Here is a 25,164-nt window from a genome sequence, read left to right as displayed (position 1 = left end):
ACCAGGTGGCGGGCCAGCTACCTGATGGAGACAAGTTTATAGAAAAAGTAATTAATTGTCAAGCTTTTATCTTATTCTTTAAAGAAAAGACAGGCACTGTTTTTGAGCTGTTTTCAGAAAAACAGCTCAAAAACAGCATAGCCCCGGCTTTGGGTTTTTAACGGGCAGGGGCGTACCTTTGAGAAACCGTTTTTTTTCATGACTTCTATTCTCCCTTTCAATACCCGCCGGTGGGCAGTCTTAGCGGTAGCACTTTTGATGACCCTGGGGGCTTGCCAGCGCGGGCTCACCCCCACGGCCCAGCTCACCCGGCCCACCAACCTTCCGGTGAATACCCAGATTGCCCCAGACCCCACCGCTGAAAAGACCATTGCCCCGTACCAGACCCGCGTGAACCAGACCATGAACGAGGTGATTGGCCAGGCGCCGGTGGCGCTGGAGAAGGGGGTGTATGAGTCAGCGCTTGGTAATTTTGTGTCTGACCTGAGCCGTACCCAGACCATGGCGGTGTATGGCAAGCCCATTGACCTGGGCGGCATGACCAACGGCGGCTTGCGCAACCCTATTGACCAAGGGCCTATCACGGTGGGCGATGTCTTTGAGCTCATGCCGTTTGAGAACGAGATGCTGGTGCTCACCCTATCAGGGCAGACCGTGAAAGAAATGTTTGACTTTGCCGCCCGCACCAGAATCCTGGTCCTTGCCAACGCCTCTTACACTGTGCGCAACGGGCAGGTGAAGAGCATCTTCATTGGCGGGAAGCCCTTTGACCAAAACAAGACCTACACCCTGGCCATCTCAGATTACCTCGCCAACGGCGGAGACAACATGTCTTTTCTGAAGGATGCTTTGAAACGGGAGCAGACCGGCCTGCTGGCCCGTGACGCCATTATGAAGGAAATCAAACAACGCACCGCCCAGGGCAAACCCGTGGTGGCTGAGAAAGACGGACGGGTGAAAGTTTTAAATTAGTATCAGGTAGCAGGTATCAAGTAGCAAGACTCCAATAGGCTCTTGTCTTGATATTGATACGCGATACATGATACCAAAACCATGAAACGCAGAGAGTTTATAAAGAATACCATAGCCGGAACGGCTGGGCTGGCGGTGCTGGGCTTGCCAGGTTTGGCCAGTGCGGCCAGGTCCTCCATCAAACTGACCATTCTGCACACCAATGACATGCACTCCCGCATTGAGCCGTTCCCCAATGACGGCCGCAAGCACGGCGGGTTGGGCGGTATGGCCAGGCGTGCCACGCTGGTGAAGCAGATCAGGGCGCAGGAACCCAACGTACTGCTGCTAGACGCCGGTGATATCTGGCAGGGCACGCCGTATTTCAACTTTTTTGGGGGCGAGCTGGAGTACAAGCTCATGACCCAGATGGGCTATGATGCCGCCACGCTGGGCAACCATGACTTTGACAATGGGCTGGAAGGGCTGCAGAAGCAGCTTCCGCACGCGGGCTTCCCGTTTATTGTAGCCAACTATGACTTCTCCAATACTATTCTGAAAGGCAGATTTCAGCCGTACAAGGTATTTGTGAAAGACGGGGTGCGCGTAGGCGTGTTCGGGTTGGGAATCCAGTTGCAGGGGCTGGTGGCCGATAACAACATTGGCGGCACCAGGTACTTAGACCCTGTGGCTACCGCCGAAAAAATGGTGAGGACGCTTAAGCAGGACGAAAAGGTGGACCTGGTGATCTGCCTGTCCCACCTGGGATATAGCTATGAGTATGACAAGATAGATGACCGCAAGCTGGCCAAGCAGGTGAGCGGCATTGACCTGATCATTGGCGGCCACACCCATACCTTCCTTGATGAGCCCGTGAAGATTGCCCATTCCAGCGGGCACGTGACGCTGGTGAACCAAGTGGGTTGGTCAGGCATCAACCTGGGCCGCATTGACTTTACCTTTGACAGAAAAAGCAAAACAAAAACGGCCACCACGGCCTCTGTTCTGCCATTGAATGACAGTGTCAGAATTTCGTGAAGTTCAAGTTTTTTTCTCAAGACTTTTTTTCCATTTTTGTAACCCCCTGAAAAAATCGACACTCAAATTAAAGCGGGATTGGAAGAAGCGATGTTAATGGTAAAAGACTGTACAACCGTCTGGCATAACTGTTTACAGGTTATCAAAGACAATATTGGCGAGCAGAGCTACAAGACGTGGTTCGAGCCCATTACGCCCTTGTCTTTGGCCGGCAACGTATTGACAATTCAAGTGCCCAGCCAGTTCTTCTATGAGTGGCTGGAGGAACACTATGTGGGCCTGCTGAAAAAAGTCGTGTTTCAGGAACTGGGCAGCGAAGGCCGCCTGGAATACTCCATCATTGTAGACCAGGGCAACGACCACAGCAAACCCCAGACCGTTAACATCCCCACCAAGAAAGTACCGGCGGCCGTCGCCAATTCATACAGCCCGGAGCGCTCATTCCTGAAGAACCCGTTTGAGTCAAAAGCCATTGACCGGCACTTCTTCAACTCGCAGCTGAACCAGAGCTATACCTTTGAGAACTATATTGAAGGTGACTGCAATCGTCTGGCGCGTTCTGCGGGTTACGCCGTGGCGAATAAGCCGGGCACCACGTCTTTCAACCCGTTAATGGTGTACGGTGGCGTGGGCTTAGGCAAAACGCACCTGGTGCAGGCCATTGGCAACCACATCAAGAGCAACAATCCAGACAAGTTTGTGCTGTACGTGTCTTCTGAGAAGTTCGTGAACCAGTTCATTGAATCTTTGAAGACCAACAGCGTACAGGACTTCGCCAATTTCTACCTGCTGGTTGATATTCTCATCATTGATGACGTGCAGTTCCTGAGCGGCAAAGAGAAGACGCAGGAAATGTTCTTCCATATCTTCAACCACCTGCACCAGAGCGGTAAGCAGATTGTGATGACCTCAGACTGTCCGCCCCGTGACCTGAAAGGCTTGGAGGAGCGTCTGTTGTCCCGCTTCAAGTGGGGCCTCACGGCCGATTTGCAGAGCCCGGACTTTGAAACCCGCATGGCCATCATCCAGAAAAAGATGCAGAGCGACGGGATCCATATTCCGGACAACGTGATTGAATACCTGGCTTACAGCGTAGATACCAACGTGCGGGAACTGGAAGGGGTGTTGATTTCGTTGATAGCGCAGTCCTCCTTGAACCGCAAAGAGATTGACCTGGAACTGGCCAAAGCCGCACTCAAACACATCATTGAAGATGTAGAGACTGAGGTAAACCTGGATTTTATCCAGAAAACCGTGGCTGAGTACTTTCAGGTAAGCCTGGATTCGCTCAAAGCCAAGACCCGTAAGAAAGAGATTGTGACGGCGCGCCAGGTGGCTATGTACTTCGCGAAGGAATACACCAGCCACTCGCTCAAGTCCATTGGGTACCATTTTGGCGGCCGCGACCACTCTACGGTAATCCACTCGGTGCAGACCGTCTCTGACCTGATTGATACCGACAAGAAATTCAAGGCTTCTATTCAGGAGCTGCAGAAGAAGTTCAAGGTGAAGGCGGTTTAACAACGCGTTTTCTCTAAACCCTATGATTTCAAAAAAGGCCAAGTACGCCCTCAAAGCACTTCTTTATTTGGCGAAGCAGCATGACCGCGGTCTGGTGCTCATCTCTGAGATTGCCGCCGCTGAGCGCATTCCGCGTAAGTTTCTGGAGGCCATTCTGGTAGACCTGAAGGTGCAGCAGGTGGTGCAGAGTACCCGCGGCAAGAACGGCGGCTACACGCTGGTGAAAGACCCGGCGCAGATCTCAGTAGGCAACGTGATCCGGATGATTGACGGGCCGCTGGCGCCGGTGCACTGCGTGAGTCACCTTTATTATAAGAAGTGTGATGAATGCATAGACGAGGCTACCTGTGAGATCAGGCTGCTCATGAAGCGCGTGCGCGATGCCACCTGTGAAATTCTGGATACCACGTATCTGGCAGATTTCTCTAAAGTCACGGCGTTGATGATAGAGGAAGAAGCCAACCAAATTTGATAGTTTCTGTTTTCGCTGTTTGATGAAAAAACAGGCCGAAAACGCTTTTATACAATTCCTGTCAAGTTTTTCTTAGCTTGTTGAAGAATCTGACGCAAGTGCTTTAAGGGAATGCTTCGGTTGTTTTTCCGTTGGCTTTGGCGACGGTGACTGAGGTAGGGTTGGAATGCGTAGTCTGCTGTTCCCTTTGCTGGGCAGTTGGATGCAGTGCCTCCATGGAGCAAATGTTTCATTTTTGCCGCTGCTGCAGATGCTGGAATGGTTAACCGCTGTTTCCTTGGCTAGCTGCTGCTGATGCAATGCGTAGTCTGCTGTTTCCCTGGGCTGGAGCGCTGTTGACAGTGCCTCACTCACTGAGTTGTTTCATCATTTCCGGTAAGCGCTCACGGCCGCGGGGCCCCGTCCTGGCGGTGAGCACTGCTGTTAAAACTAGGCCCTCCGGCCTTGCCGCAGGTGCGGCACCGTATTAACAGAGGCGCTCACCCCCAGGACTGGTTTTGGTTCCTCTCCTGATCAGCCTTTACTTGTTTGTCTGCCTCTGCACGTCACCGCTGCTGATCCGCTAGCCTGAGCCGGGCCCGTGCTGCGCACATCAACGTTTGGGAATGAGTTTTAAGGGTAGCTGCGTTTCGGGCAGCTCCGTTTCTGGCCTACTTTCCGGAAAACAGGCCAGTCACTCAGTTTGGTTTGCTTCCTCTACTTCAAGTTCCCCACGCTATTCCCCTTTTCTCATGCAATTCTACATTACTCACGCAATTCTGATGCTGGTTCAAGCTTGCAGCTTGGACCAATCCATGTTGGGAAGTTTCTAACTTCCCTGAGGCAAAGCCTCAAACTATTTTATCTGATACTCCCCCTTTGAAGGGGGCGAAGGGGGATGTTTACACCTGCAGGTCCACGCATTGCATATGTAGGGGTGTATGGCATACGCCCGCACGCATGGCTGTTTTCCCCACTCGTAGAGACCAGGCACCGCCTTGCCTCTCACGCATTCCCGGTATTCCCCTCCCCGGAGGGGTAGGTTCCACGCATGGCTGAACGGTCCTCTGTGAATCTGGAGACTCAGCACAAGTGGTTACGAGCTACAAGCTCGCGCCAGCGCTCTCTAATAACAATCACCAATTAACCAGCAGCAATTCTCAAAAGACCTCGTAGCGTGCGCAGCACCTGCGAGCGTCTGCGCCAGTTACGTTCCCAGCCTACTTTCCTCAAATCAACATCAAAACAGCCTTTCCCGGACCATCTGTCACCTTCACTAAAAATCCATTCTTTTCTTGCCATCTCGTCAAATATTTCAGCTTTCAGTTGGAATTACAATAATTGGTGTCTTTCTTTGTCTACTTCTTCTATAGAGATTCTAAAACTCTGTTGCTGGCTATAAGTATATGGAGCCAGGCAGAGGGCAGACAAAAGACAGTTAACCATTCACCGCATAAAGAACAAAACGATGGCTTTAAGATTAGGCGACATTGCCCCAGATTTCACCGCAGAAACCTCACAAGGCACTATCCATTTCCATGAGTGGATTGGCGATGGCTGGGCGGTCCTGTTCTCGCACCCGCGCGACTATACCCCGGTTTGTACCACTGAGCTGGGCGCCGTTTCTAAAATCAAAGACGAGTTTGACCGCAGAGGCGTGAAAGTAGCCGCCTTGAGCGTTGACCCCATTGACTCGCACCACGGCTGGATTCAGGACATCAACGAAACCCAGAACACCACCGTGAACTTCCCCATCATTGCAGACCCGGAGCGCAAAGTCTCTGACCTGTATGACATGATTCACCCCAACGCCAGTGACACCTTCACCGTGCGCAGCGTGTTCATTATTGGGCCAGACAAAAAAGTGAAACTCATCTTCACGTACCCAGCCTCTACCGGCCGTAACTTCGCTGAGATTCTGCGCGTGATTGATTCCTTGCAACTGACTGCCAACCACAGTGTGGCCACCCCGGCTAACTGGGAAAACGGCCAGGACTGCGTGATTCTGCCGTCTGTGAAACAGGAAGAAGTAGAATCTAAATTCCCGAAAGGCCACGTGGTGATCAAGCCCTACCTGCGCATGACGCCCCAGCCAAACCTGGACTAAGCTGCCAATTTTGGTAAAAACAGAAAGGCCCTTCTGCCAAGAAGGGCCTTTCTGTTTTTGGCCTGTTTTCAGGAAAATACCCCCAAAACAGGAATCTATCTTCTGGCCGTAGAGCTGTCGGTTACCGGAATGGCATGGCGCTCAGCCACCACCAGCAGCTTCTCCCGCACAACGCGCTGCCCTTTGCGGGTGCTCACCAGTTTGAGGTTAACGTGGCAGCGGGAGCCGTCACGCATGGCAAAGCGGGCCTGGGTGTTGTTCAGGGAGATGTCTGTGACATCTTGCAGCGGAATAGCCACTTTGCTCTTAAAATGGCCCCGTTTCTCCACCACGTAAGCGGGCGTGATCTCAATGTAAGACTGTTGCCCAAACAGAGACGTGTTCTGCGCCAGAATGAACAGCAGGTAACAAAAGGCCAGCACCAGAAAGATGTAGTGGATAAAGTGACGGTCGTTGGTAGAGGAGCCGGGCTCCGTCATAATCAAAAACGTACCGTACGCCAACCACAGCAGCACCAGCGCCAACTGCACCCCGAAGGAGATTTTATGGTCACGCGACGGGCGCAACCCAACTCTAGCCAATGATTTCATGCATTCAATCTATTGGGCAAAGATAATGAAATTTTGATATCGGCCTCAGGCCGAAGATCAGGCACCTTTCAGGGTTGCCTGCAGCGTGATCTCGGGCACTGAGGCCAACGCTCTGGAAATTGGGCAGCCCTCTTTGGCTTTCTGGGCCTGTTGCTGGAAATCATCGTTGGAGATGCCGGACACGTCAGCCTCGCACGTCAGCGCGATCTTGGAGATGAACGGGCCGGTATCATCTTTGCCCAACGTGATTTTGGCCACGGTTTTCACCGAAGTGGCGGGCGTGCCCGCGCCTTCCAGCAACGCGCTCAGGAACATGGAGAAGCAGCCGGCGTGGGCCGCGCCAATGAGTTCCTCGGGGTTGGTGCCGCTGGCGCCTTCCTCAAACCGTGACCCGAACGAGAAACGCGCGTCCAGGGTGCCGCTTTGGGTGGAGAGAGAGCCTTTGCCGTCTTTGAGGCCGCCTTCCCAGACCGCCGTACCTGTGTTATTTGCCATAGTTTTAAAATTTGTTAGGTTGGTTTTGATGAAAGATAACGAGAACTCCTGAATTTCCACGCATTCTGTCCCCCTTTGAAGGCCCGGGATGAATACTCGTGCAGAGTCTCGCATTCCCGAGATTCATTTCCTCTTTTTCATTTTATACAAATCAGACGGTTCTTCAACGGCCTTCGTCATCCCCCTACCCCCTTCAAAGGGGGACGCAATGCGTGCAGCAAAGACCATGGAACGATTAGAATGACATTGCTGAATTCTCTCTTTTATTCCCACACTGCTCTGCTGCCCCTCCTGTTCGGGATTTGTAATCCCGAACCTGGGTAACTGCGGATTTGCAATCCGCGGCTTTTCTGATGGATGGCGCAGAGACGGGGATTACAAATCTCCGGTTATTTCCTTCCAGATTTTAAATCCGGAAGAGCGGTTCAAGAACATTTACCTTTTCTCATACGCTGAAAGTGAGTACCCATGCCTACCAAAACGCCGCAGTTGCCCGGTAGGTTGAATTCCCAACCCCTGAGTTCCTGTAAGCTGTACTGAAATTTAAGAGGTTTGGTTATTGCCGCCCAGGCGGAAATTGGTGCAGAAGTTTCAAGAAAGCCAGTTATGTTTTCGGCCTGTTTTCGACAAAACAGGCCGAAAACAGCGAGAGTGCGGCGTCATCTACTTTAGGAGAAGATTAGTATCTTTACCCACTTGGCTGTGTTTCTAAGGTCAGGAATTTGTATTTTAAGAACTTGATTTTTTTGCGTCTATGGGAGTAAAGTCATTGTTGAGTAAACCGTTTGCCGCGTGGGTGCATGCCCGGCAGAAAGGCTGGATGGAGCGTCCGGCCCAGGCTCAGCAACAGATTTTTCACCAGATCATGAAGAAGGCGGCCAACACGGCCTTTGGCAAAGACCATTACTTCAAAGACATTCAGAGCCATAAGGATTTTGTGCAGGCGGTGCCGGTGCGGGACTATGAAGGGCTGCGGCCGTATTTTGACCGCCTGAAAAAGGGCGAGAAAGACGTGCTGTGGCCGGGGCTTCCGCTGTATTTCGCCAAAACGTCAGGCACCACCTCGGGCACCAAATACATTCCCATCACCAAAGACTCTATCCCCAACCACATCAACAGCGCCCGCAACGCGCTCCTGAACTACATTCACGAGACGGGCAAGGCGCAGTTTCTGGACGGCAAACTCATTTTTTTGAGCGGAAGCCCGGTGCTGGAACAGGTGGCGGGCATTAATACCGGCCGGTTGTCGGGCATTGTGAACCACCACGTGCCGGGGTACCTGCGCACCAACCAGATGCCCAGCTACCAGACCAACTGCCTGGAAGACTGGGAAACCAAGCTGGACGCGATTATTGACGAGACGCTGGGCCAGCAGATGACCTTGATCTCAGGTATACCGCCGTGGGTGCAGATGTACTTTGACAAAATCATGGCCCGTACCGGGCAGCACATCAAAGACGTGTTCCCAGACTTCAACCTGTTTGTGTACGGCGGCGTGAACTTTGCGCCCTACCGGGCGAAGCTGCTGGAGAGCATTGGGCGGAAAATTGATTCTATTGAGACATTTCCGGCCTCAGAAGGCTTTTTCGCCTACCAGAACCAGCAAGAAGACCCTGGTTTGCTCCTCATGGCCGACAGCGGCATCTTCTACGAATTCATTCCCGCCGAGGAATACCACCAGCCCAACCCGCGCCGCCTCACGCTGGCCGAGGTGAAAACCGGCGTAAACTATGCGCTCATCATCAACAGCAACGCCGGTCTCTGGGGCTACTCCATTGGCGACACGGTCAAGTTCACGTCTTTGTTTCCGCACAAATTGGTGGTGAGCGGCCGCCTCAAGCATTTTATTTCCGCCTTTGGCGAACACGTCATTGCCGAAGAAGTGGAGGGCGCCCTGCAAGACGCCATGGCCGAGTTCAAGGAAGTGGCCGTGACCGAGTTCACCGTGGCGCCCTACGTGAGCCAGAATGCCGGTGCGTCTTACCATGAGTGGCTCATTGCCTTTGATACCCCGCCGCACGACCCGGAGCGGTTCGCCAAAGCCCTGAACTGGCACCTGCGCCGCCGCAACAGCTACTATGACGATCTTATCTCCGGGAACATTCTGGACAATCTGAAGATCACGCCGCTGCCGCCAGACGCTTTTCAGCGGTACATGAAGGGCCAGGGCAAGCTGGGCGGCCAAAACAAGGTGCCCCGGCTGAGCAATGACCGTCATCTGGCGGAGGGGCTGCTGGAGGTGGCGCGGTAATAGACCGTTTCTGGCCTGTTTTTCTGAAAACATGCTGAAAACGCCAATTGCTCGTTATGCCCAAAGTAATCCAAGATTTTCTTTTACCTGATTCGCGTTCTCTTACTTCCCCATGGAAATTCTCATTCTTGTTGTCCTCACCTTGTTAAACGGCTTCTTCGCGCTGTCAGAAATCTCCATCATTTCCGTGCGCAAAGACCGCATGAAGCGCAAGGCGCAGGAAGGCAGCAAAAGCGCCCAGACCGTGCTGGATCTGCTGGCCGAACCCGAAGATTTCCTGTCGGCGGTGCAGGTGGGCATTACCTTGATTGGCGTGGTGCTGGGGGCGTACGGGGGCGCGGCCCTCTCTGATGACATGCGGGGCGTGCTGGTGCAGGTGGAGTTTCTGGCCCCGTACGCAGACACGCTCTCCATTATCATTGTGGTGGGCCTGATTACGTATTTCTCCATTGTGATTGGCGAACTCATTCCCAAAACCCTGGCCATGGGCAACAGCGAGCGCATTGCGTTGTTTGTGGCGCCCATCATCAAGGCGTTTACCAAGGGCACGCTGCCGCTGGTCAAACTGCTGTCGGTGTCCACTAACCTGGTCATGAAGTTGCTGCGCGTGAAGGCGCCGGAGGAAGAGAAAATGTCTGAGGAAGAACTTCGGCAGATTATTAAGACGGCGGGCAAACAGGGCGTATTGGCCAAAGACGAAACCGATTTGCACCAGAACATTTTCCAGTATTCGGGGCAGCGGGCGCGTAACCTGAGAACCCACCGCCGCGAGGTGGAGTGGGTGAACCTGCAGGAACCGCTGGAGGAAATACACCGCAAAATCAAGGCGAGCGCGCATTCCAAGTTTCCGGTTTATGACGGCCTGCAAGACAAAATCATGGGCATTCTCACCGCCAAAGACTTTTACGAGAACCTGTTGACCCAGCGCCTGCCCGTGGCTGCCATTGTGAAAGAGCCTATTTACGTGCCTGAGACCATGTACGCCAGCGCGGTGCTCACGCTGTTCAAGGAGAAAAAGCAGTACCTGGGCATTGTGGTAGACGAGTTTGGCGCGGTAGAGGGCATTATCACGCTGCATGACATTCTGGAGGCCATTGTGGGCAACATCCCAGACATTGATGAGCTGGAGGAAACGCTGCTGGTGAAACGTGAAGACGGCTCTTACCTGGTGAGCGGCGGCCTGGAAGTGAAAGACCTGAACAGACAGCTCAAGCGCGAACTCATCAAGAAAAACCCCACCGAGTTTGAGACCCTGGCCGGTTTTATCATCTATTACCTCAACCGCATTCCCGCCACCGGCGAGAAATTCACCTATAACGGCTTCGAGCTGGAGATTGTAGACCTGGACGGCAGCAAGATGGACAAAGTGCTGTTGAAGGAAATTCCGGTGAAATAGCTTTTCCGTTTTCGGCCTGTTTTCAGGAAATTAGGGTGGAAACGTAGGCATAATCGGACGCTTCACCCTTACGTATTTTGTCATCCTGAAAGGAACTTGTGGGCGAACAGCAGTGCCCTTTACTACAATGCTATAACCGTTCGCCACCTAGATTCTTCCAGAATGACAAGTTAGAAGAATGAAAAGTGTGTTGGTGGCAGGTCATGAAGCCACTACCAGAACCACCCATGCAAATCAGAAAATAGAAAGAAACTCCCGTTTTTCCCCTAATTTCGCGAAAACAGGCCAGAAACGGCGTTAACCAGAGTACATGAAGAAACGAGTAGCCGTTCTTGGCTCAACGGGCTCTATTGGCACCCAGGCGCTGGAGGTGATTCAGGCGCAGCCGCAGGCATTTGAGGTGGAAGTGCTCACTGCCCACAGCAACGCAGATTTACTTATTGCGCAGGCCATGGCCTTTCAGCCCAACGTGGTAGTCATCACCAAGGAAGAGTTGTATGACCAGGTGCGCGATGCACTGGCGGCGCACCCCATCAAAGTTTACGCGGGCATGAGCGCCGTGAACAGCGTGGTGCAGATGGACACCGTAGACATTGTGCTCACCGCCATGGTGGGCTACGCCGGGCTGCAACCCACTATCAAAGCCATTGAAGCCCAGAAAACCATCGCCCTGGCGAACAAAGAGACGCTGGTGGTAGCAGGGCAGCTCATCACAGAACTGGCGCGGGAGAAAGGCGTGAACATTTACCCCGTTGACTCTGAGCACAGCGCCATTTTCCAGTGTCTGGCCGGCGAATTCCACAATCCCATTGAGAAGATTATCCTGACCGCTTCGGGTGGGCCGTTCCGGGGCAAAGATCGGGCCTTTCTACAGACCGTGACCAAAGCCCAGGCGCTCAAGCACCCTAATTGGGAGATGGGCGCGAAGATTACCATAGATTCGGCCAGCCTCATGAACAAGGGGCTGGAGGTGATTGAGGCCAAATGGCTGTTTGGGCTGCGCAATGACCAGATAGAAGTGGTGGTGCACCCGCAATCTATTGTGCATTCGCTCGTTCAGTTTGAAGACGGTTCTTTAAAGGCGCAGATGGGCCTGCCTGACATGAAGCTGCCCATTCAGTATGCGCTCAACTACCCCAACCGCCTGAAAGCAGATTTTCCCCGGTTCAACTTCCTGAACTACCCGCAGCTCACGTTTGAGCAGCCAGACCTGGAGACGTTCCGGAATCTGGGGCTGGCGTTTGCGGCCATGGAGAAAGGCGGCAACGCGCCGTGCGTGCTCAATGCCGCCAATGAGGTGGCGGTGGCGGCGTTCCTGCGCGACGAGGTGGGCTTTCTGGAGATGAGCGACCTCATTTCTGACTGTCTCGCTAAAGTTGCGTATATTGCCAGCCCTTCGTTAGATGACTACGTGGAGTCAGACAAAGAAGCCCGTCGTTTGGCGTTAGAGCACTTGCAGGCGTAAGTTTCTGCCGCTGCCAACGACTTACAAGTAAATTGACAGCAAAGCCAAACAAACCCCCGGGTGTTTGGTTTCTACCTTATAACCGTAGTAAATGGATGCATTAGTAATGGCCGGCCAGTTAATTCTGGGGCTGACCATCTTAGTTGGAATACATGAGTTAGGGCACATGCTCACCGCCAAATGGTTTGGCATGCGCGTTGAGAAATACGCCATCGGGTTTCCGCCCAAGCTGGTGAGCAAACAGGTAGGGGAGACCGAGTACATGATTGGCATGATTCCGCTGGGCGGATTTGTGAAAATCTCAGGCATGGTAGACGAGTCACTGGACACCGCCATGCTCTCACAGGAGCCGCAGCCGTGGGAGTTCAGGGCCAAGCCGGCCTGGCAGCGCCTCATTGTCATGATGGGCGGCATCATCTTCAACGTGATTACGGGTATCCTTATATTTGCCGCCTTAACCTACGTGTACGGTGAGAGCTACCTGCTGGCCAAAGACGTGCAGTACGGCATAGTGACCAATGAGATTGGCCAGAAGATGGGCCTCCGGGACGGTGACAAGATTGTGGCCATTAACGGCAACCCGCTGGTGGAGTTCAATGACGTGTACAGCCCAGACGTGCTGCTGGGGCAGAACGCCTCTTACACGGTTGAGCGCAACGGCCAGCAAGTTCAAATTAAAGTACCGGTAGACCTGATGGACAAACTGGCCGACGGCGACAGGGTAGGTTTTATTCTGCCAAGGGAGCCGTTTGCCGTTGAGGCGGTGAAAGCCAAAAGCAACGCGGCCAAAGCCGGCCTGCAAGCCGGAGACCGAATTGTGAAGGTGAACGGACAGCCGGTGCAGTTTTTCCATGAGTTCCAGCTGGCGCTTCAGAACCTGAAAGGCAAGACGGTTCCCATGCAGGTTGAGCGCAACGGGCAGCAGCTTACCCTTAACACCACCATTGATGAAGATGGGGTGATTGGGTTTCAGCCGGAGCTGCTTTTGCCGCGGGCTACGCGGGAGTACGGGTTGCTGCAATCTATACCGGTGGGCGCTGAGAAGGCATTTGGCGTGATCACCACCAACATCAAGGGGTTTGCCAAGATTTTCAGACGGGAGGTGTCTGCCTCTAAAGCGTTGAGCGGGCCTATTGGTATTGCGCAGATCTTTGGCGGCAACTTCTCCTGGGTTAATTTCTGGGCCATCACGGCCATGCTTTCCATGGTACTGGCTTTCATGAACTTTCTGCCCATTCCGGCCCTGGACGGCGGGCACGTGATGTTCCTGACCTATGAGATGATCTCGGGCCGAAAACCGTCAGACAAGTTTCTGGAAAATGCCCAGAAAGTGGGCATGGTGCTGCTGCTGGGCCTGATGGGCTTTGCCATTTTCAATGACTTCTTCAAGCTGCTGTTCAACTAGCCGGGTCGGTAGTGCCTGTTCAAGATTTTTATTTTACCACCTGGAGACGCACTAACCAAGCGTCTCTAGCTGTTTATAGGGGAGAAGGAGAGAACGATGAAAAAGAAGAGACGTGGCCTCCGGCCGATTTTGGCGCTGCTGGTGGCTTTCTTTCTGACGGGGCCGGCATGGGCGCATGAGTTTCACACCAGCATCACAGATGCCCGCTATAACGCTAAAAACGCCACCTTTGAGCTGTCAGTGCGGGTGTTTGCAGATGACCTGGAAGAGGCCCTGACCAGAAGGCAGAAAACCCCCGTTCGGTTAGACAAATCTGAGCGGGTGAACAAACTCATTGCTGAGTACCTGCAGGCGCACCTGGCTATCGCCCATGCCAAGGGGGCGCGGCCCGCACTCCGTTTCTTAGGCCTGCAGGAAGAGGCAGACGCGGTGTGGCTGTATGTGGAGATTCCGGCGGGCAAGGCCCCGGGGGGGCAGGTCTGGGTGCAGAACGCGCTGCTAACCGAGCTGTTTACTGACCAGACCAACATTGTGAACGTAGAAGTGGCGGGCAAGAAACGCTCTGCCCTGCTCAAGACAGGTGATACCCAGCAGAACATCACTTTCTAAACCCAACCCAACTTTTTCCCGTCCCAGCCGTTTTTGACCTGTTTTTCAGAAAACAGCCCGAAAACAGAATTGCCTCCGGCTCACCTGGCACTTTGGGTAACCGCAGGACCACTGTTGTAGTACAAACCAATTCCCCCATGTTGAAACGCTTTTCCCTCCTGAGTTCTCTGGCCCTGGTTTTTTTTGCCAGCGGCTGCTCTTCCCTGTACATGCCCAACGTGCCCAACACGCCCATGCTCACGGCCAAAGGTGAGCTGAGCACTGGGGCGCACATCACTTTCAGGGGCAATGCCAATTTTAATTCGGCGTACGCCGTTTCTGACCACATTGGGGTGCTGCTGAACGGTTCCATGATGAACAACAGCCGCAAAAAGGAAGACTTCAGGCACATGCTGCTGGAGGGCGGCGGCGGGTATTTTACCACCTTTGGGCCTGAGAACAACCGCGTGCTGGAAATTTATGCCGGCCTGGGCTACGGCAGCAGTGACCGCACCCACAAGAAAGAATCCCCAGAGGGCGTGGTGAGCTATGACCGGCAGGAGACCAATTTTAAAAAGCTCTTTCTGCAGGTCAATTACTCCTCTAAGAAAAAACGGTATTTGCGGCTCTTTGGTGAGAAGTACCCGTTAAATTACGGCACCGCCCTGCGGGTAAGCCATGTGAACATGCTGGGGTTTGTGCGGGACAATGTGAGCCAGCCGGCCGAAGACAATATTTTTCTGGAGCCCATCTTCTTTACCCGCATGGTATTGAGCCCCCACGTGCAGCTGCAGTACACCAGCGGCAGCAACTTCGGGCTAAAGAACCGGGACTTTATGACGGCCGGCAACTCTGTGTTGAGCGTTGGCGTGGTGATCAATGTGGGCGGCCTGAATTTGCGGAAGTAAACGGAGTGGTAATCTGGCTGTGGTTTTTAGGCTTTAGGTCGAATTGAGGCACGCATTCCGTCCCCCTTTGAAGGGGGTAGGGGGATGACGAAGGCCTTTGAAAAACCGTCTGTTCTAGCCAAATGAAATGAAAAAGTGATTCTCGGGAATGCGAAACTCTGCACGAGTAGATTAGCACAAGTAATCATCCCCCTACCCCTTCAAAGAGGGACGGAATGCGTCATCAAAGTTTAGAAGTTCCGTCAAAGGTGAAACCCGTTTTCGGCCTGTTTTTCGGAAAACAGCGAAAACGGGATTTACGTTGTGCAAGTCTTTACCAGTTGCCGGTGCCGTTTTCAGAGCCCGGGGCGGTGCTGGGTTTGATGAGCTTGAACTCTACCCGCCGGTTCACGGCCCGGTCTTCAAGGGTGCGCTCCTCTTTAATGGGTTCTGTACTTCCCTTGCCTACGGCATGTATTCGGCCTATGTTCAGTTTCCCTTTTTCTTCAATGTACTTCTTGATGGCAATGGCCCGCCACTGGCTTAGCTCCTGGTTAGCCGTAGGGTCGCCGCTGCTGTCTGTGTGGCCTTCTATGCTGAGTTTCACCTGCGGGTGGTCTACCATGAACAGCACAATGCGGTCAAGCGTGGCCTGCATGGCGTCTTTGATATCGGCTTTGCCTTCATCAAATTCCAGGTTTTTAAAGATCAACGGAATGCTGTAGTCAATGAGTGTGCTCATGATTTTCAACACCGTGTCATTTTTCAGGTCAATTTCTTTTTCAATGGAGAAAAAGTCGGGGCTCTGGATCAGCATCATGTAGCGGCTGTTGTCTATGAGGTCAAAGTCAAAAGACCCGTCTTCCCGCACATATTTTGATGCCACCTCAATGCCGTTATCCAGGTCAATGATGGAGATGATGCCCTTCAGGGGCTGGTTGGTCACTGAATCTGTAAGCACCCCAGACAGTTTGGTCACGGCCAGCGGGTGCGCCTCCATGGGCAGCGGGAACGAGTACAGGTCCAGGTTCTTCGGGTCTGTGGGCTCAGAGCGGGCGTAATACAGGTTGGTAGAGGCGGCGTTGATGGTGAAGTAGTACTCACTGCCTTTGCCGTTCACCAGCGGGCCCACGTTGCGCGGTTCCTGCCAGTTTCCCTTGACCCGGTAGGTCTTGTAGATGTCAAAGTCCCCAAAGTTGAGCAGTTGCCCCCGCGAGCTGAAGTACAGCACCTGGTACAGCGGGTGAAAGTAAGGGCTTACCTCGCTTTCCCGGGTATTCACCACCGGGCCCAGGTTCTGGGCGTTTGACCACTGCCCGTTCTTCAGTTTCACGGTGTAGTAGATGTCAGACATGCCAAAGCCGCCCAGCCGGTCAGAGGCGAAATAAAGCGTGTCCTCTCCGGGCGAAAGGGTGGGCTGGGAATCCCAGGCTTTGGTGTTCACCGTGGGGCCCAGGTTCTTGATCTGGCCCCAGCTGCCGTCAGAGAGCTTGGAGGCGGTATAGAGGTCACAGTTGCCAAAGCCGTCTGGGCTGTCACAGCGGGCGAAGAAAATGGTTTTCCCGTCGCGGCTCAGGCAGGCAGAGCCTTCGTTGTAAATGCTGTTGATGGGCTTTCCAAAAGACTGGGCCTCGTGCCAAAAGCCGTTTTCGTTCTTAGAGAAGTAGATGTCCTCATCTGTGCCAGTGGCTTTTACCCCTTTGCGGCGCGAGGTGAAGATAAAAATATCATCATCTGAATGCACGGCGGGGCCATAGTCCTCTACTTTGCAGTTGATGGCATCACCCATGTTGGTGTACACCCCGCGCGGCGGTTTAAAGGTGGCCACTGACTTGCGGTACTCCACCAGCTCATAATAGTAGTTGAGGGGAACATAGAAGTCTTTTTTCTTCTGCTCCAGCGAGTCATAATACAGCTGCACCTGCTTGATGTCTGTGCGGTGGTGTTTAAGCACCAGCCGGTAATAGGCAATGGCCCGTTCGCGCTGCCCCGTCCTTTCATAAAGCTGGCCCAAACGCCACAAGAGTTTTGTATCTTTGTAGAAATTCTCAATCCCGAAATTGCCCACGTACACCTGCAACAGCGGAAGCACTTTGTTCCACTGCTGTTTCTTTTCCAGTTTCTGTATTTGGGCTAACTTGGACTTGTGGTAGTAGTACGGCAACTCGTTGATGTGCTTAAACTCCAGAACCAGCTCAGCGTCTGGCAACTTTTTGCGCAGGGAGTCTGTGACAGGCCTTTGCTTGAGGCGCAGCGGGTTCTTGGTTTGCCCGTGAACAGAGCAAGCCAGGGCCAGCAGCAGCAGAAGGGGGAGTATGGAACGAGTAGGCATCATAACAAAGCAGCACGAGCAGGCAATACCCAGAAAGGGGAGTCAAATGTACTCCTTTCTCCCCTGAAATATAAACGAAACGGCCAAGTTTTGCACGCAAACATTGGCATAGCTCTTGTAAAATATATACATTAAAGGAAATCTACTGTACGGAGGGGAGGAATACTGCCATTATGGCACTCCCAGAGGCCTGTTTTATGAATTATACCCGAGAGAACCTACTGCACCAACTCATGCTGTCTGATTTGTCTGACGATAATAATGGCGAACTCATCACCATCATTGCCTCAGATTTAGACAATGACGAAGGCGCTGAAAAAAATACTCCAGACACATTGCCGCTTCTGCCCATCAGGAACACCGTTCTGTTCCCCGGGGTGGTGCTGCCCATAACCGTGAGCCGGAAAAAATCTGTGCGTCTGGTGCGCAAAGCGTACCGCGGCGACAAAACCGTGGGGGTGGTGGCCCAGAAGAACATGAACGCGGAAGAACCTACCTCTGAGGACCTGTTTGAGGTGGGCACCATGGCCAAAATCCTGAAAATGCTGGTGCTGCCAGACGGCAATACCACCATCATCATTCAGGGGCAGAGCCGCTTTAAGATAGAGGAAGTGACCCAGGAGGAGCCGTACATGGTAGCCAGGGTGTCACACCAGCCAGAAACGTTCCCTAAGAAGAACAGCAAGGAGGTGAAGGCGCTGGTGCAGTCGCTGCAAGAGGCGGCGGCCAAGATCCTGAAGCTGAACCCGGAGATACCCCAGGAGGCGCAGGTGGCGCTGGACAATATTGACAGCCCCAGCTTTTTGACCCACTTCTTGTCCAGTAACATCAACGTAGAAGTGCCGCAGAAGCAGAAACTGTTGGAGATCAATGACGGGGTGGAGCGGGGAACCACGCTGTTGCAGCTCATGATGCGGGAGATCCAGATGCTGGAGATCAAGCAGGAGATTCACAGCAAGGTGCATTTAGATATTGACGAGCAGCAGCGGGATTATTTCCTGCGCCAGCAGATCAAGGTCTTGCAAGACGAGCTGGGCATGGACGGGCCTGAGCAGGAGGTGGAGCGCATGCGCGCAAAAGCCGCCAAGAAAAAATGGCCTGAGGCTGTGGCCAAGCATTTCAACAAAGAACTGGACAAGCTGAGCCGCTTAAATCCGCAGGCGGCAGAGTATCCTATTTCCCTGAACTACTGCGAGTTCCTGCTGGACCTGCCGTGGAGCGAGCATACCAAAGACAACTTCAACCTGAAGCGCACCAAGAAAGTACTGGACACAGACCATTACGGCCTGGAGAAGGTGAAAGAGCGCATTCTGGAGTACCTGGCCGTGCTCAAGCTGAAGAATGACATGAAAGCGCCTATCCTTTGCCTCTATGGGCCTCCGGGGGTGGGTAAAACCTCTCTGGGCCGGTCTGTGGCGAAGTCTCTGGGTAGAAAATATGTGCGCATAGCCCTGGGCGGCGTGCGGGATGAGGCCGAGATCAGAGGGCATAGGAAAACCTACGTGGGCGCCATGCCGGGCCGCATCATCAGCCAGATCAAGAAAGTAGAGTCTTCTAACCCCGTTATGATTCTGGACGAGGTAGACAAGCTGAACTCTGATTTCCGTGGCGACCCGTCTTCTGCGCTGCTGGAGGTGCTGGACCCTGAGCAGAACCACACCTTTGTAGACAACTACCTGGAGGTGGAGTATGACCTGTCAAAAGTGTTGTTCATTGCCACGGCCAACTCTTTAGACACCATTCACCCGGCCCTGCGGGACCGCATGGAGATCATTGAAGTGACCGGTTATACCATTGAGGAAAAGGTGGAGATAGCCAAGCGCCACCTGATCCCTAAGCTAAAGACAGACCACGGCCTGGAAGCCAAAGACGTGACGCTGTCTGGTGCGGCCATTCAGAAAGTAATTGAAGACTATACCCGCGAATCTGGCGTTAGAAATCTGGAGCGCAAGCTGGGGGCGGTCATCCGGAACATTGCCAAATCAAAGGCCATGGAAGAGGAGTGGCCGGCCAAGCTGGAACCCAAAGATGTGGTGCGTATTCTGGGGCCTGAGATCTTTGACAAAGAACTTTACCAGGACAATGAAACCGCAGGCGTAGTGACCGGCCTGGCCTGGACCAGCGTGGGCGGCGACATCCTGTTCATAGAATCTCTGCTGAGCCGCGGCAAAGGCAAGCTGACCCTGTCTGGTCAGCTGGGTGATGTGATGAAAGAGTCTGCCATTACGGCCGTATCTTACCTGCGCGCCCACGCAGAGGACCTGGGCATTGACTACCGCCTGTTTGACCAGTATGACCTGCACATCCACTTCCCTGAGGGGGCGGTGCCCAAAGACGGGCCCAGTGCCGGTATTGCCATCTTCACCTCCATTGCCTCAGTGTTCACCCAGCGCAAGGTGCGGTCCCATCTGGCCATGACCGGTGAGATTACGCTGCGCGGAAAAGTACTGCCGGTGGGTGGCATCAAGGAGAAGATTCTGGCGGCCAAGCGGGCGGGCATCAAAGACGTGATCCTGTGCCAGAAGAACCGGAAAGACGTCAATGAAATCTCAGCGCACTATATTGAGGGGCTGAACATCCATTACGTAGACCGCGTGGATGAAGTGCTGGACTTTGCGCTGCTGCCAGAGAAAGTGGCTCGGCCCCTGGACCTGCGGGTGCGCGAAGAGAATACTTCGGCCCAGGCCGATGCCTCTTAAGTTTCTGTTTCCGGGCTACTTTTAGAAAAACAATGCAAAAACGCCTTTTCCTGCTGGGAGTCTTAGTACTGGTTGCCGCCCAGGTGGCTACTGCCCAGATGGGAGGGCGTTTTGCGTTCCGGTTTCTGGAGGTGCCCACCCATGCGCGGGTGGCAGCGTTGGGCGGCGTGAATGTCTCATCTGGTCTGGAAGAGGTGAACGCTGTAACGGCCAACCCGGCCTTGCTGCAAGGAAAGACTAACCACCAGCTGGGCTTCTCCTACCTCAATTACCTCTCAGATATAAGCCAGAACAACCTCCAGTATGCCTTTGAGAGCAAGCGGTGGGGGAGAAACGCCATTGGCGTGCAGTACCTGGACTACGGTGACTTTGTGCAGCGTGACGCCGCCGGGCAGGAGGAAGGAAGCTTTACCGTACGTGATTACGCGGTGTCTTTTTCCCACGCGGCTACCATTGAGCATTTTACCTTGGGCGCCACGGCCAAAGTAGCGGTTTCCAGCATAGCTGGAGACCAGGCGGTGGCCACACTGGTAGACATTGGCGGTACCTTCAACCACCCGGAGCAGGACTTTGTGGTGGGGCTGGCCGTAAAGAACCTGGGCCTCATGCTAAACACCTATGGCACCGGTGAGCGCGACGCCATGCCCCTAGACATACAACTGGGTGCCAGCTACAAGCCAGAGCACGCCCCCTTCCGGCTTTCTGTGACGGCCCACCAGCTGAACCGCTGGGACGTGGTGTACCTGGACCCCAACAAGAAAGGCACCATCAACGAGAACGGAGAGGAAGTGAAAGAGGAGAAGTCTTTTGGAGACCAGCTGGCGCGGCATTTTGTGACCGGGGCCGAGTTTATCCTGGGGCCGGGCTTTCAGCTGCGGGCGGGCTACAACCATCTGCGGCGGCAGGAGCTGGGGGTAGAGAACGTGGGCGGCATGGCCGGGTTTTCCTTTGGGGCCTCCATTAAAATTTACGCCTTCCGGTTTGATTACACGTATGCCAAGATGCATGTAGCCGGTGCGGCCAATTACCTTACCCTCACCACAGACCTCAACCGCTTTCTCAAGAAGGCCACGTTGCAGGATCTATAAAGCTGGGGGTGAGAACGTTGTGGGGTAGATACCTTCCTATTCCTGTTTTTGGCCTGTTTTCTGAAAAATAGGCCAAAAACGCGAAAGCCATAAATAGCGTTAGCCGTTGTTGGTATTTACCCCTAACAAGGGTTGTTTTATAGCCTAACCGGCTGTACCTGTACTGTAAAAGAAAAGAGAATAGACAGTTTCACGTAAACGGGCAGTGGGAGATGTACTCACTCATTTGCACCGTCATGACACCACACATAGTAAAACCGCATGTTAGATTCAAGCAAGTATTTAACCCCCGCTCAGATTGTAGCCGAACTTGACAAATACATTATTGGCCAGCATGATGCCAAACGCAACGTGGCCATTGCCTTGCGTAACCGCTGGCGCCGCATGCACGCCGCCCCTGAGATGCAGAAAGAAATTGTACCCAACAATATTTTAATGATTGGGGCCACCGGCGTGGGAAAAACTGAGATTGCCCGCCGTCTGGCCAGCATTGCTGATGCACCCTTCACCAAAGTGGAAGCCTCCAAGTTTACCGAGGTGGGCTACGTGGGCCGGGATGTGGAGAGCATGGTGCGGGACCTAGTGGAGCAGGCCGTGAACATGGTCAAGACCAGGAAAAAGGAGGAGGTAAAGCAGCAGGCCGCCCTACTGGTGGAAGAAGTGATCCTGGATGCCCTCATTCCGCCCATTAACCAGCCCGGCAACCGCTCAGGCGACAGTTTTGGGCTTTCGTCTTCCTCTGAGATGCCAGAGAGTGATCTGGAGCTGAACGAGCGCACGCGCGAGCGGTTCCGGGAGAAAATCAGGAACGGTGAACTGGAAGACCGCAAGATAGACATCAAGGTGTCCCAAAGCCCTTCTTCGGGCGTGGGCGTAGTGGGCCCGGGCATGGATGAGATGTCTATGATGAACATTCAGGAGATGATTGGCAACATGCTGCCCAAGAAGACCAAGAAGCGCAAAGTGACCATTGCCGAGGCGCGTAAAATCCTGTTGGAAGAGGAAGCCGCCAAGCTCATTGACATGGACGAGGTGAAAGACGAAGCCATTGCCAAAGCCGAAAACGCCGGGGTCATCTTCATTGACGAGATTGACAAAGTGGCCAGCGCCAGCGGCAAAGGCAGCGGCGGCCCAGACGTGAGCCGCGAGGGCGTGCAGCGCGACCTGCTCCCCATTGTGGAAGGCAGCACCGTGAACACCAAGTACGGCGTCATCAAGACTGACCATATCCTGTTCATCGCCGCCGGCGCGTTTCACGTGGCCAAGCCGTCTGATCTGATTCCGGAGTTGCAGGGGCGTTTCCCCATCAGGGTGGAATTGCAGAGCCTGAGCAAAGACGATTTCTACCAGATTCTCAAGTACCCCAAAAACGCGCTCACCAAGCAGTATGAAGAGTTGCTTCGCGCCGAAGACGTGGAGCTGAGTTTTTCAGACGAAGCCCTGCACAAGCTGGCCGAGATTTCGTTTGAGGTCAACGCTGAAGTGGAGAACATTGGGGCCCGCCGCCTGCACACCGTCATGAGCCGCCTGCTCAATGATATTCTGTTTGAGGTGCCAGACACCATTCCGGTAAACGCCAAGCTCATGATAACCCCAGAAATGGTAGAAGAACGTCTTAGAGACATGGTGAAGAACCGCGACCTGAGCCAATACATTCTTTAATTGGGAATTGAGAATCAGGAATCAAGAATTAGACATTATGAATTCTTGATTCTCAATTCCCAATTGTCATTCTGGAAGAATCTTGTGGGCCAACCTCTTCCTTTCTGTCATCCTGAAAGGAACCTGTGGGCAAACTATACAAGCGAGTGCAATGACCCTTTGGTCTAACTTCTTTTTCTATAAAAGAGATAGAAGAGAAGCCGTTTCCTTTACTTTTAGGGAGCGGCTTCTTCCGTTTTGGGCCTGTTTTTGTGAAAACAGGTCAGAAACGGTCTTGGTGAAGAGGATTGAAACTGAATGCGAAGCAAGTTACATATCACAGATGCTGCGCATCTCATAGGTACTAGTAACCCACCCCTGCCCCTCCAAGGAGGGGAACACCTTTATGTGTATCTTTCAGCTTTGCTGTTCAAAATTTTAACTATTCAGGATTTGTAATCCCGAATTTCAGTAACTGCGGATTTGCAATCCGCGGCGCGTGGAAGTCAAATAATTCGGGACGGGGATTGCAAATACCCGGAGTACTTGCTTCCGGATTGCAAATCTGGAAGAGCCGGCTTGAGAGAAGTTGGGGGGGAAGATATTTCCGCCGCAGGCGAAGAAGCTTTTCTGTTTTCGGGCTGTTTTCAGGAAATTAGCGTAGAAACAGCCAATAAGCCGCCTCCATGGTCATAGACATCAACCAGCAAAAACTGTCGGTACGGGACAAGTACAGGATCTACCTGAACGGGCAGGAAGCGTACTACGCCACCAGCAGCCTGTTTAAGTGGATGGCCGAGCTGCAGGTGTTCAAGGTGGGCTGTGATTTTCCGGCGGTGACCATACGGCAGCAGTGGGCGTGGGGCAAGGCCAGCTACGGCCTTAAATTTGAGGGCGGCACCGAGGCCGCATTTACCACCGTCTCGTTCTGGAAGAACCATTACCAGTGCTACGTGGGGGGCAGCCGGTATGAGGTTTTCGGGCACCGTGGCCGCAAATATTCGGTGTACAAAGACGGGCGGCAGCTAGCGTGGTGGGACAAGGCGGCGGTTTCCTGGTTCAACGGTGACAATTACCATCTGGTGGCAGATGACCGCGCAGACCATGAGTTGCTCCTGGCGTTCTGTCTCATTCTGGACCACCACACCAGCAACCGGAAAGGAGACAGCGGCATCACCCTTGACTTGGGGAATTTAGGCCCGCAGGCCAAAGCGTTTGACCCGGCCTGGCGGCCGAAGGAAGATTGGAAAGGAGAGGGGCAAGGCTAAGGGCGTGAAGCCATAGAGACAGTTTTCCGTAGATGTTATTGGTCAGCAGACCGTGATACTGCTGGCTACGTGAGGTGATATTTGCGTTTCCGGCCTATTTTGGCCAAAACAGCCCGAAAACAGAAACAGTGTATTTGACAGGAGGTTTTCAAGAAAGGTCATAAGAACCACCGGGCTGAGGTAAATTCTTAATTCTCAATTCCTAATAGATTGAAATGAACTACTACATTATTACCGGTACCAGCCGGGGCGTGGGTAAAGCCCTGGCAGAGTCTCTGCTGGAGCAGGAGACCAACTTTGTGATAGGGGTTTCCCGCAACTGCACCCTCACGCACCCGCGTTACCGGCACCAGCCCCTTGATTTTTCAGACATTGCCGGGGTGGAGCATAATCTGCACAAGGTGTTTCTTCCGTTTGAAGACGCCCAGCGGCTGGTGCTGGTGAACAACGCCGGGGTGGTAGGGGAGATTGGGTACATGGGGCAAAGCCAGAACGAGCACTTTGAATTCGTCTTTGACGTGAACGTGATTGTACCGGCCATGTTCATGAACCTGTTCCTGCAGAGTTACCAACACAAGACCAACTGCGAAAAGATGATCCTGAACATCAGCTCCGGAGCCGGTAAAAGCCCCAAAGACGGTTGGGCGGCCTACTGCGCCTCAAAGGCGGCGCTGGACATGCTCTCCCAAACCGCGCAGGTAGAGCAGGAGAAGCTAGGCACCGGCGTACGCATTTACTCGGTGGCGCCGGGCGTAATAGACACAGACATGCAGGAGCAGATCAGAGGGGCGCACCCAGGCCAGTTCAGCAGCCTGCAGTACTTTAAAGACCTGAAGGCAAACGGGCAGCTGGCCTCCCCAGAGGCGGCGGCGGCCAAGCTGGTGCAGTTAATGGAGAACCCGGCGTTGGCGAAGGGGGTGGTCTGTTCGGTTCGGGATTTCTAATTCTGTTTTGGCCTGTTTTCCTAAAAACAGGCCGAAAACAGAATTCG

The 25,164-nt window shown here is 53.5% G+C and carries 19 protein-coding genes; 16 read left to right on the top strand and 3 right to left on the bottom strand.

Annotated elements, in window-relative coordinates:
• The first annotated feature begins 198 nt into the window (after positions 1-198).
• The 5 genes from A8O25_RS03295 to A8O25_RS03275 all read left to right on the top strand — a co-directional run bounded on the left by A8O25_RS03295 (position 199) and on the right by A8O25_RS03275 (position 6,068).
• Positions 199-972: a 5'-nucleotidase C-terminal domain-containing protein gene (locus A8O25_RS03295; RefSeq protein ID WP_066830833.1), complete on the top strand. Its 774-nt coding sequence runs from the start codon at positions 199-201 to the stop codon at positions 970-972.
• A gap of 81 nt (positions 973-1,053) precedes the next feature.
• Entirely contained in the window at positions 1,054-1,989 is a 936-nt protein-coding gene (locus A8O25_RS03290; RefSeq protein ID WP_066830831.1) for a bifunctional metallophosphatase/5'-nucleotidase, read from the top strand.
• Positions 1,990-2,085: 96 nt separating this feature from the next.
• A complete protein-coding gene (dnaA, locus tag A8O25_RS03285; RefSeq protein WP_066830829.1) occupies positions 2,086-3,510 on the top strand; it encodes a chromosomal replication initiator protein DnaA in 1,425 nt (474 codons plus the stop codon).
• Between the two features lie 22 nt (positions 3,511-3,532).
• Positions 3,533-3,982, top strand: coding sequence for an RrF2 family transcriptional regulator (locus A8O25_RS03280; protein ID WP_066830827.1), 450 nt, complete (start codon positions 3,533-3,535; stop codon positions 3,980-3,982).
• Between the two features lie 1,447 nt (positions 3,983-5,429).
• On the top strand, positions 5,430-6,068 hold the full coding sequence (locus A8O25_RS03275) for a peroxiredoxin (protein ID WP_066830825.1): 639 nt from the start codon (positions 5,430-5,432) through the stop codon (positions 6,066-6,068).
• A gap of 95 nt (positions 6,069-6,163) precedes the next feature.
• Here A8O25_RS03275 and A8O25_RS03270 read toward each other — a convergent pair whose 3' ends face one another.
• Positions 6,164-6,658, bottom strand: coding sequence for a hypothetical protein (locus A8O25_RS03270; protein ID WP_066830823.1), 495 nt, complete (start codon positions 6,656-6,658; stop codon positions 6,164-6,166).
• 57 nt (positions 6,659-6,715) lie between these two features.
• Positions 6,716-7,153 carry an OsmC family protein gene (locus A8O25_RS03265; protein WP_066831033.1) on the bottom strand — a complete coding sequence of 146 codons (438 nt, stop codon included), beginning with the start codon at positions 7,151-7,153 and terminating at the stop codon, positions 6,716-6,718.
• Between the two features lie 754 nt (positions 7,154-7,907).
• Between A8O25_RS03265 and A8O25_RS03260 the strand changes: the two genes are divergently transcribed.
• The 6 genes from A8O25_RS03260 (at position 7,908) to A8O25_RS03235 (ending at position 15,166) form a co-directional block, all read left to right on the top strand.
• Positions 7,908-9,404 (top strand): GH3 auxin-responsive promoter family protein, encoded by a 1,497-nt coding sequence (locus A8O25_RS03260; RefSeq protein ID WP_066830821.1) that lies wholly within the window; start codon positions 7,908-7,910, stop codon positions 9,402-9,404.
• Between the two features lie 112 nt (positions 9,405-9,516).
• Complete coding sequence (locus tag A8O25_RS03255) at positions 9,517-10,800, top strand: hemolysin family protein (RefSeq protein ID WP_066830819.1); 1,284 nt, start codon at positions 9,517-9,519, stop codon at positions 10,798-10,800.
• A gap of 310 nt (positions 10,801-11,110) precedes the next feature.
• On the top strand, positions 11,111-12,265 hold the full coding sequence (locus tag A8O25_RS03250) for a 1-deoxy-D-xylulose-5-phosphate reductoisomerase (RefSeq protein WP_066830817.1): 1,155 nt from the start codon (positions 11,111-11,113) through the stop codon (positions 12,263-12,265).
• 91 nt (positions 12,266-12,356) lie between these two features.
• Positions 12,357-13,670: an RIP metalloprotease RseP gene (gene rseP / locus A8O25_RS03245; protein WP_066830815.1), complete on the top strand. Its 1,314-nt coding sequence runs from the start codon at positions 12,357-12,359 to the stop codon at positions 13,668-13,670.
• A 96-nt stretch (positions 13,671-13,766) separates the two neighbouring features.
• On the top strand, positions 13,767-14,279 hold the full coding sequence (locus tag A8O25_RS03240; protein WP_066830813.1) for a DUF6702 family protein: 513 nt from the start codon (positions 13,767-13,769) through the stop codon (positions 14,277-14,279).
• A gap of 137 nt (positions 14,280-14,416) precedes the next feature.
• A complete protein-coding gene (locus A8O25_RS03235) occupies positions 14,417-15,166 on the top strand; it encodes a hypothetical protein (protein ID WP_082893411.1) in 750 nt (249 codons plus the stop codon).
• 313 nt (positions 15,167-15,479) lie between these two features.
• Here A8O25_RS03235 and A8O25_RS03230 read toward each other — a convergent pair whose 3' ends face one another.
• On the bottom strand, positions 15,480-17,480 hold the full coding sequence (locus A8O25_RS03230; protein WP_241498919.1) for an OmpA family protein: 2,001 nt from the start codon (positions 17,478-17,480) through the stop codon (positions 15,480-15,482).
• Between the two features lie 194 nt (positions 17,481-17,674).
• Between A8O25_RS03230 and lon the strand changes: the two genes are divergently transcribed.
• The 5 genes from lon to A8O25_RS03205 all read left to right on the top strand — a co-directional run bounded on the left by lon (position 17,675) and on the right by A8O25_RS03205 (position 25,117).
• A complete protein-coding gene (lon, locus tag A8O25_RS03225) occupies positions 17,675-20,176 on the top strand; it encodes an endopeptidase La (protein ID WP_066830991.1) in 2,502 nt (833 codons plus the stop codon).
• 32 nt (positions 20,177-20,208) lie between these two features.
• The gene (porQ, locus tag A8O25_RS03220) at positions 20,209-21,264 is read left to right on the top strand and encodes a type IX secretion system protein PorQ (RefSeq protein ID WP_066830811.1); all 1,056 of its coding nucleotides are present in this window, start codon (positions 20,209-20,211) and stop codon (positions 21,262-21,264) included.
• Positions 21,265-21,525: 261 nt separating this feature from the next.
• Positions 21,526-22,926, top strand: coding sequence for an ATP-dependent protease ATPase subunit HslU (hslU, locus tag A8O25_RS03215; RefSeq protein ID WP_066830809.1), 1,401 nt, complete (start codon positions 21,526-21,528; stop codon positions 22,924-22,926).
• Positions 22,927-23,591: 665 nt separating this feature from the next.
• Positions 23,592-24,173, top strand: a complete 582-nt coding sequence (locus A8O25_RS03210; RefSeq protein ID WP_066830808.1) for an LURP-one-related family protein — start codon at positions 23,592-23,594, stop codon at positions 24,171-24,173.
• Positions 24,174-24,388: 215 nt separating this feature from the next.
• Positions 24,389-25,117 (top strand): SDR family NAD(P)-dependent oxidoreductase, encoded by a 729-nt coding sequence (locus tag A8O25_RS03205; RefSeq protein WP_066830805.1) that lies wholly within the window; start codon positions 24,389-24,391, stop codon positions 25,115-25,117.
• Positions 25,118-25,164: the final 47 nt, after the last annotated feature.

It is taken from the genome of Rufibacter ruber (assembly GCF_001647275.1).
Classification (GTDB): Bacteria; Bacteroidota; Bacteroidia; order Cytophagales; family Hymenobacteraceae; genus Nibribacter; species Nibribacter ruber_C.
This window is presented reverse-complemented; position numbering and strand designations above follow the sequence as displayed.

What these genes read in the sequence shown, in the direction of transcription:
- A8O25_RS03295 (WP_066830833.1), top strand. Translation starts at nt 199, where the DNA reads ATGACTTCTATTCTCCCTTTCAATACCCGCCGGTGGGCAGTCTTAGCG.
- A8O25_RS03290 (WP_066830831.1), top strand. Translation starts at nt 1,054, where the DNA reads ATGAAACGCAGAGAGTTTATAAAGAATACCATAGCCGGAACGGCTGGG.
- dnaA (WP_066830829.1), top strand. Translation starts at nt 2,086, where the DNA reads ATGGTAAAAGACTGTACAACCGTCTGGCATAACTGTTTACAGGTTATC.
- A8O25_RS03280 (WP_066830827.1), top strand. Translation starts at nt 3,533, where the DNA reads ATGATTTCAAAAAAGGCCAAGTACGCCCTCAAAGCACTTCTTTATTTG.
- A8O25_RS03275 (WP_066830825.1), top strand. Translation starts at nt 5,430, where the DNA reads ATGGCTTTAAGATTAGGCGACATTGCCCCAGATTTCACCGCAGAAACC.
- A8O25_RS03270 (WP_066830823.1), bottom strand. Translation starts at nt 6,658, where the DNA reads ATGAAATCATTGGCTAGAGTTGGGTTGCGCCCGTCGCGTGACCATAAA.
- A8O25_RS03265 (WP_066831033.1), bottom strand. Translation starts at nt 7,153, where the DNA reads ATGGCAAATAACACAGGTACGGCGGTCTGGGAAGGCGGCCTCAAAGAC.
- A8O25_RS03260 (WP_066830821.1), top strand. Translation starts at nt 7,908, where the DNA reads ATGGGAGTAAAGTCATTGTTGAGTAAACCGTTTGCCGCGTGGGTGCAT.
- A8O25_RS03255 (WP_066830819.1), top strand. Translation starts at nt 9,517, where the DNA reads ATGGAAATTCTCATTCTTGTTGTCCTCACCTTGTTAAACGGCTTCTTC.
- A8O25_RS03250 (WP_066830817.1), top strand. Translation starts at nt 11,111, where the DNA reads ATGAAGAAACGAGTAGCCGTTCTTGGCTCAACGGGCTCTATTGGCACC.
- rseP (WP_066830815.1), top strand. Translation starts at nt 12,357, where the DNA reads ATGGATGCATTAGTAATGGCCGGCCAGTTAATTCTGGGGCTGACCATC.
- A8O25_RS03240 (WP_066830813.1), top strand. Translation starts at nt 13,767, where the DNA reads ATGAAAAAGAAGAGACGTGGCCTCCGGCCGATTTTGGCGCTGCTGGTG.
- A8O25_RS03235 (WP_082893411.1), top strand. Translation starts at nt 14,417, where the DNA reads ATGTTGAAACGCTTTTCCCTCCTGAGTTCTCTGGCCCTGGTTTTTTTT.
- A8O25_RS03230 (WP_241498919.1), bottom strand. Translation starts at nt 17,480, where the DNA reads ATGATGCCTACTCGTTCCATACTCCCCCTTCTGCTGCTGCTGGCCCTG.
- lon (WP_066830991.1), top strand. Translation starts at nt 17,675, where the DNA reads ATGAATTATACCCGAGAGAACCTACTGCACCAACTCATGCTGTCTGAT.
- porQ (WP_066830811.1), top strand. Translation starts at nt 20,209, where the DNA reads ATGCAAAAACGCCTTTTCCTGCTGGGAGTCTTAGTACTGGTTGCCGCC.
- hslU (WP_066830809.1), top strand. Translation starts at nt 21,526, where the DNA reads ATGTTAGATTCAAGCAAGTATTTAACCCCCGCTCAGATTGTAGCCGAA.
- A8O25_RS03210 (WP_066830808.1), top strand. Translation starts at nt 23,592, where the DNA reads ATGGTCATAGACATCAACCAGCAAAAACTGTCGGTACGGGACAAGTAC.
- A8O25_RS03205 (WP_066830805.1), top strand. Translation starts at nt 24,389, where the DNA reads ATGAACTACTACATTATTACCGGTACCAGCCGGGGCGTGGGTAAAGCC.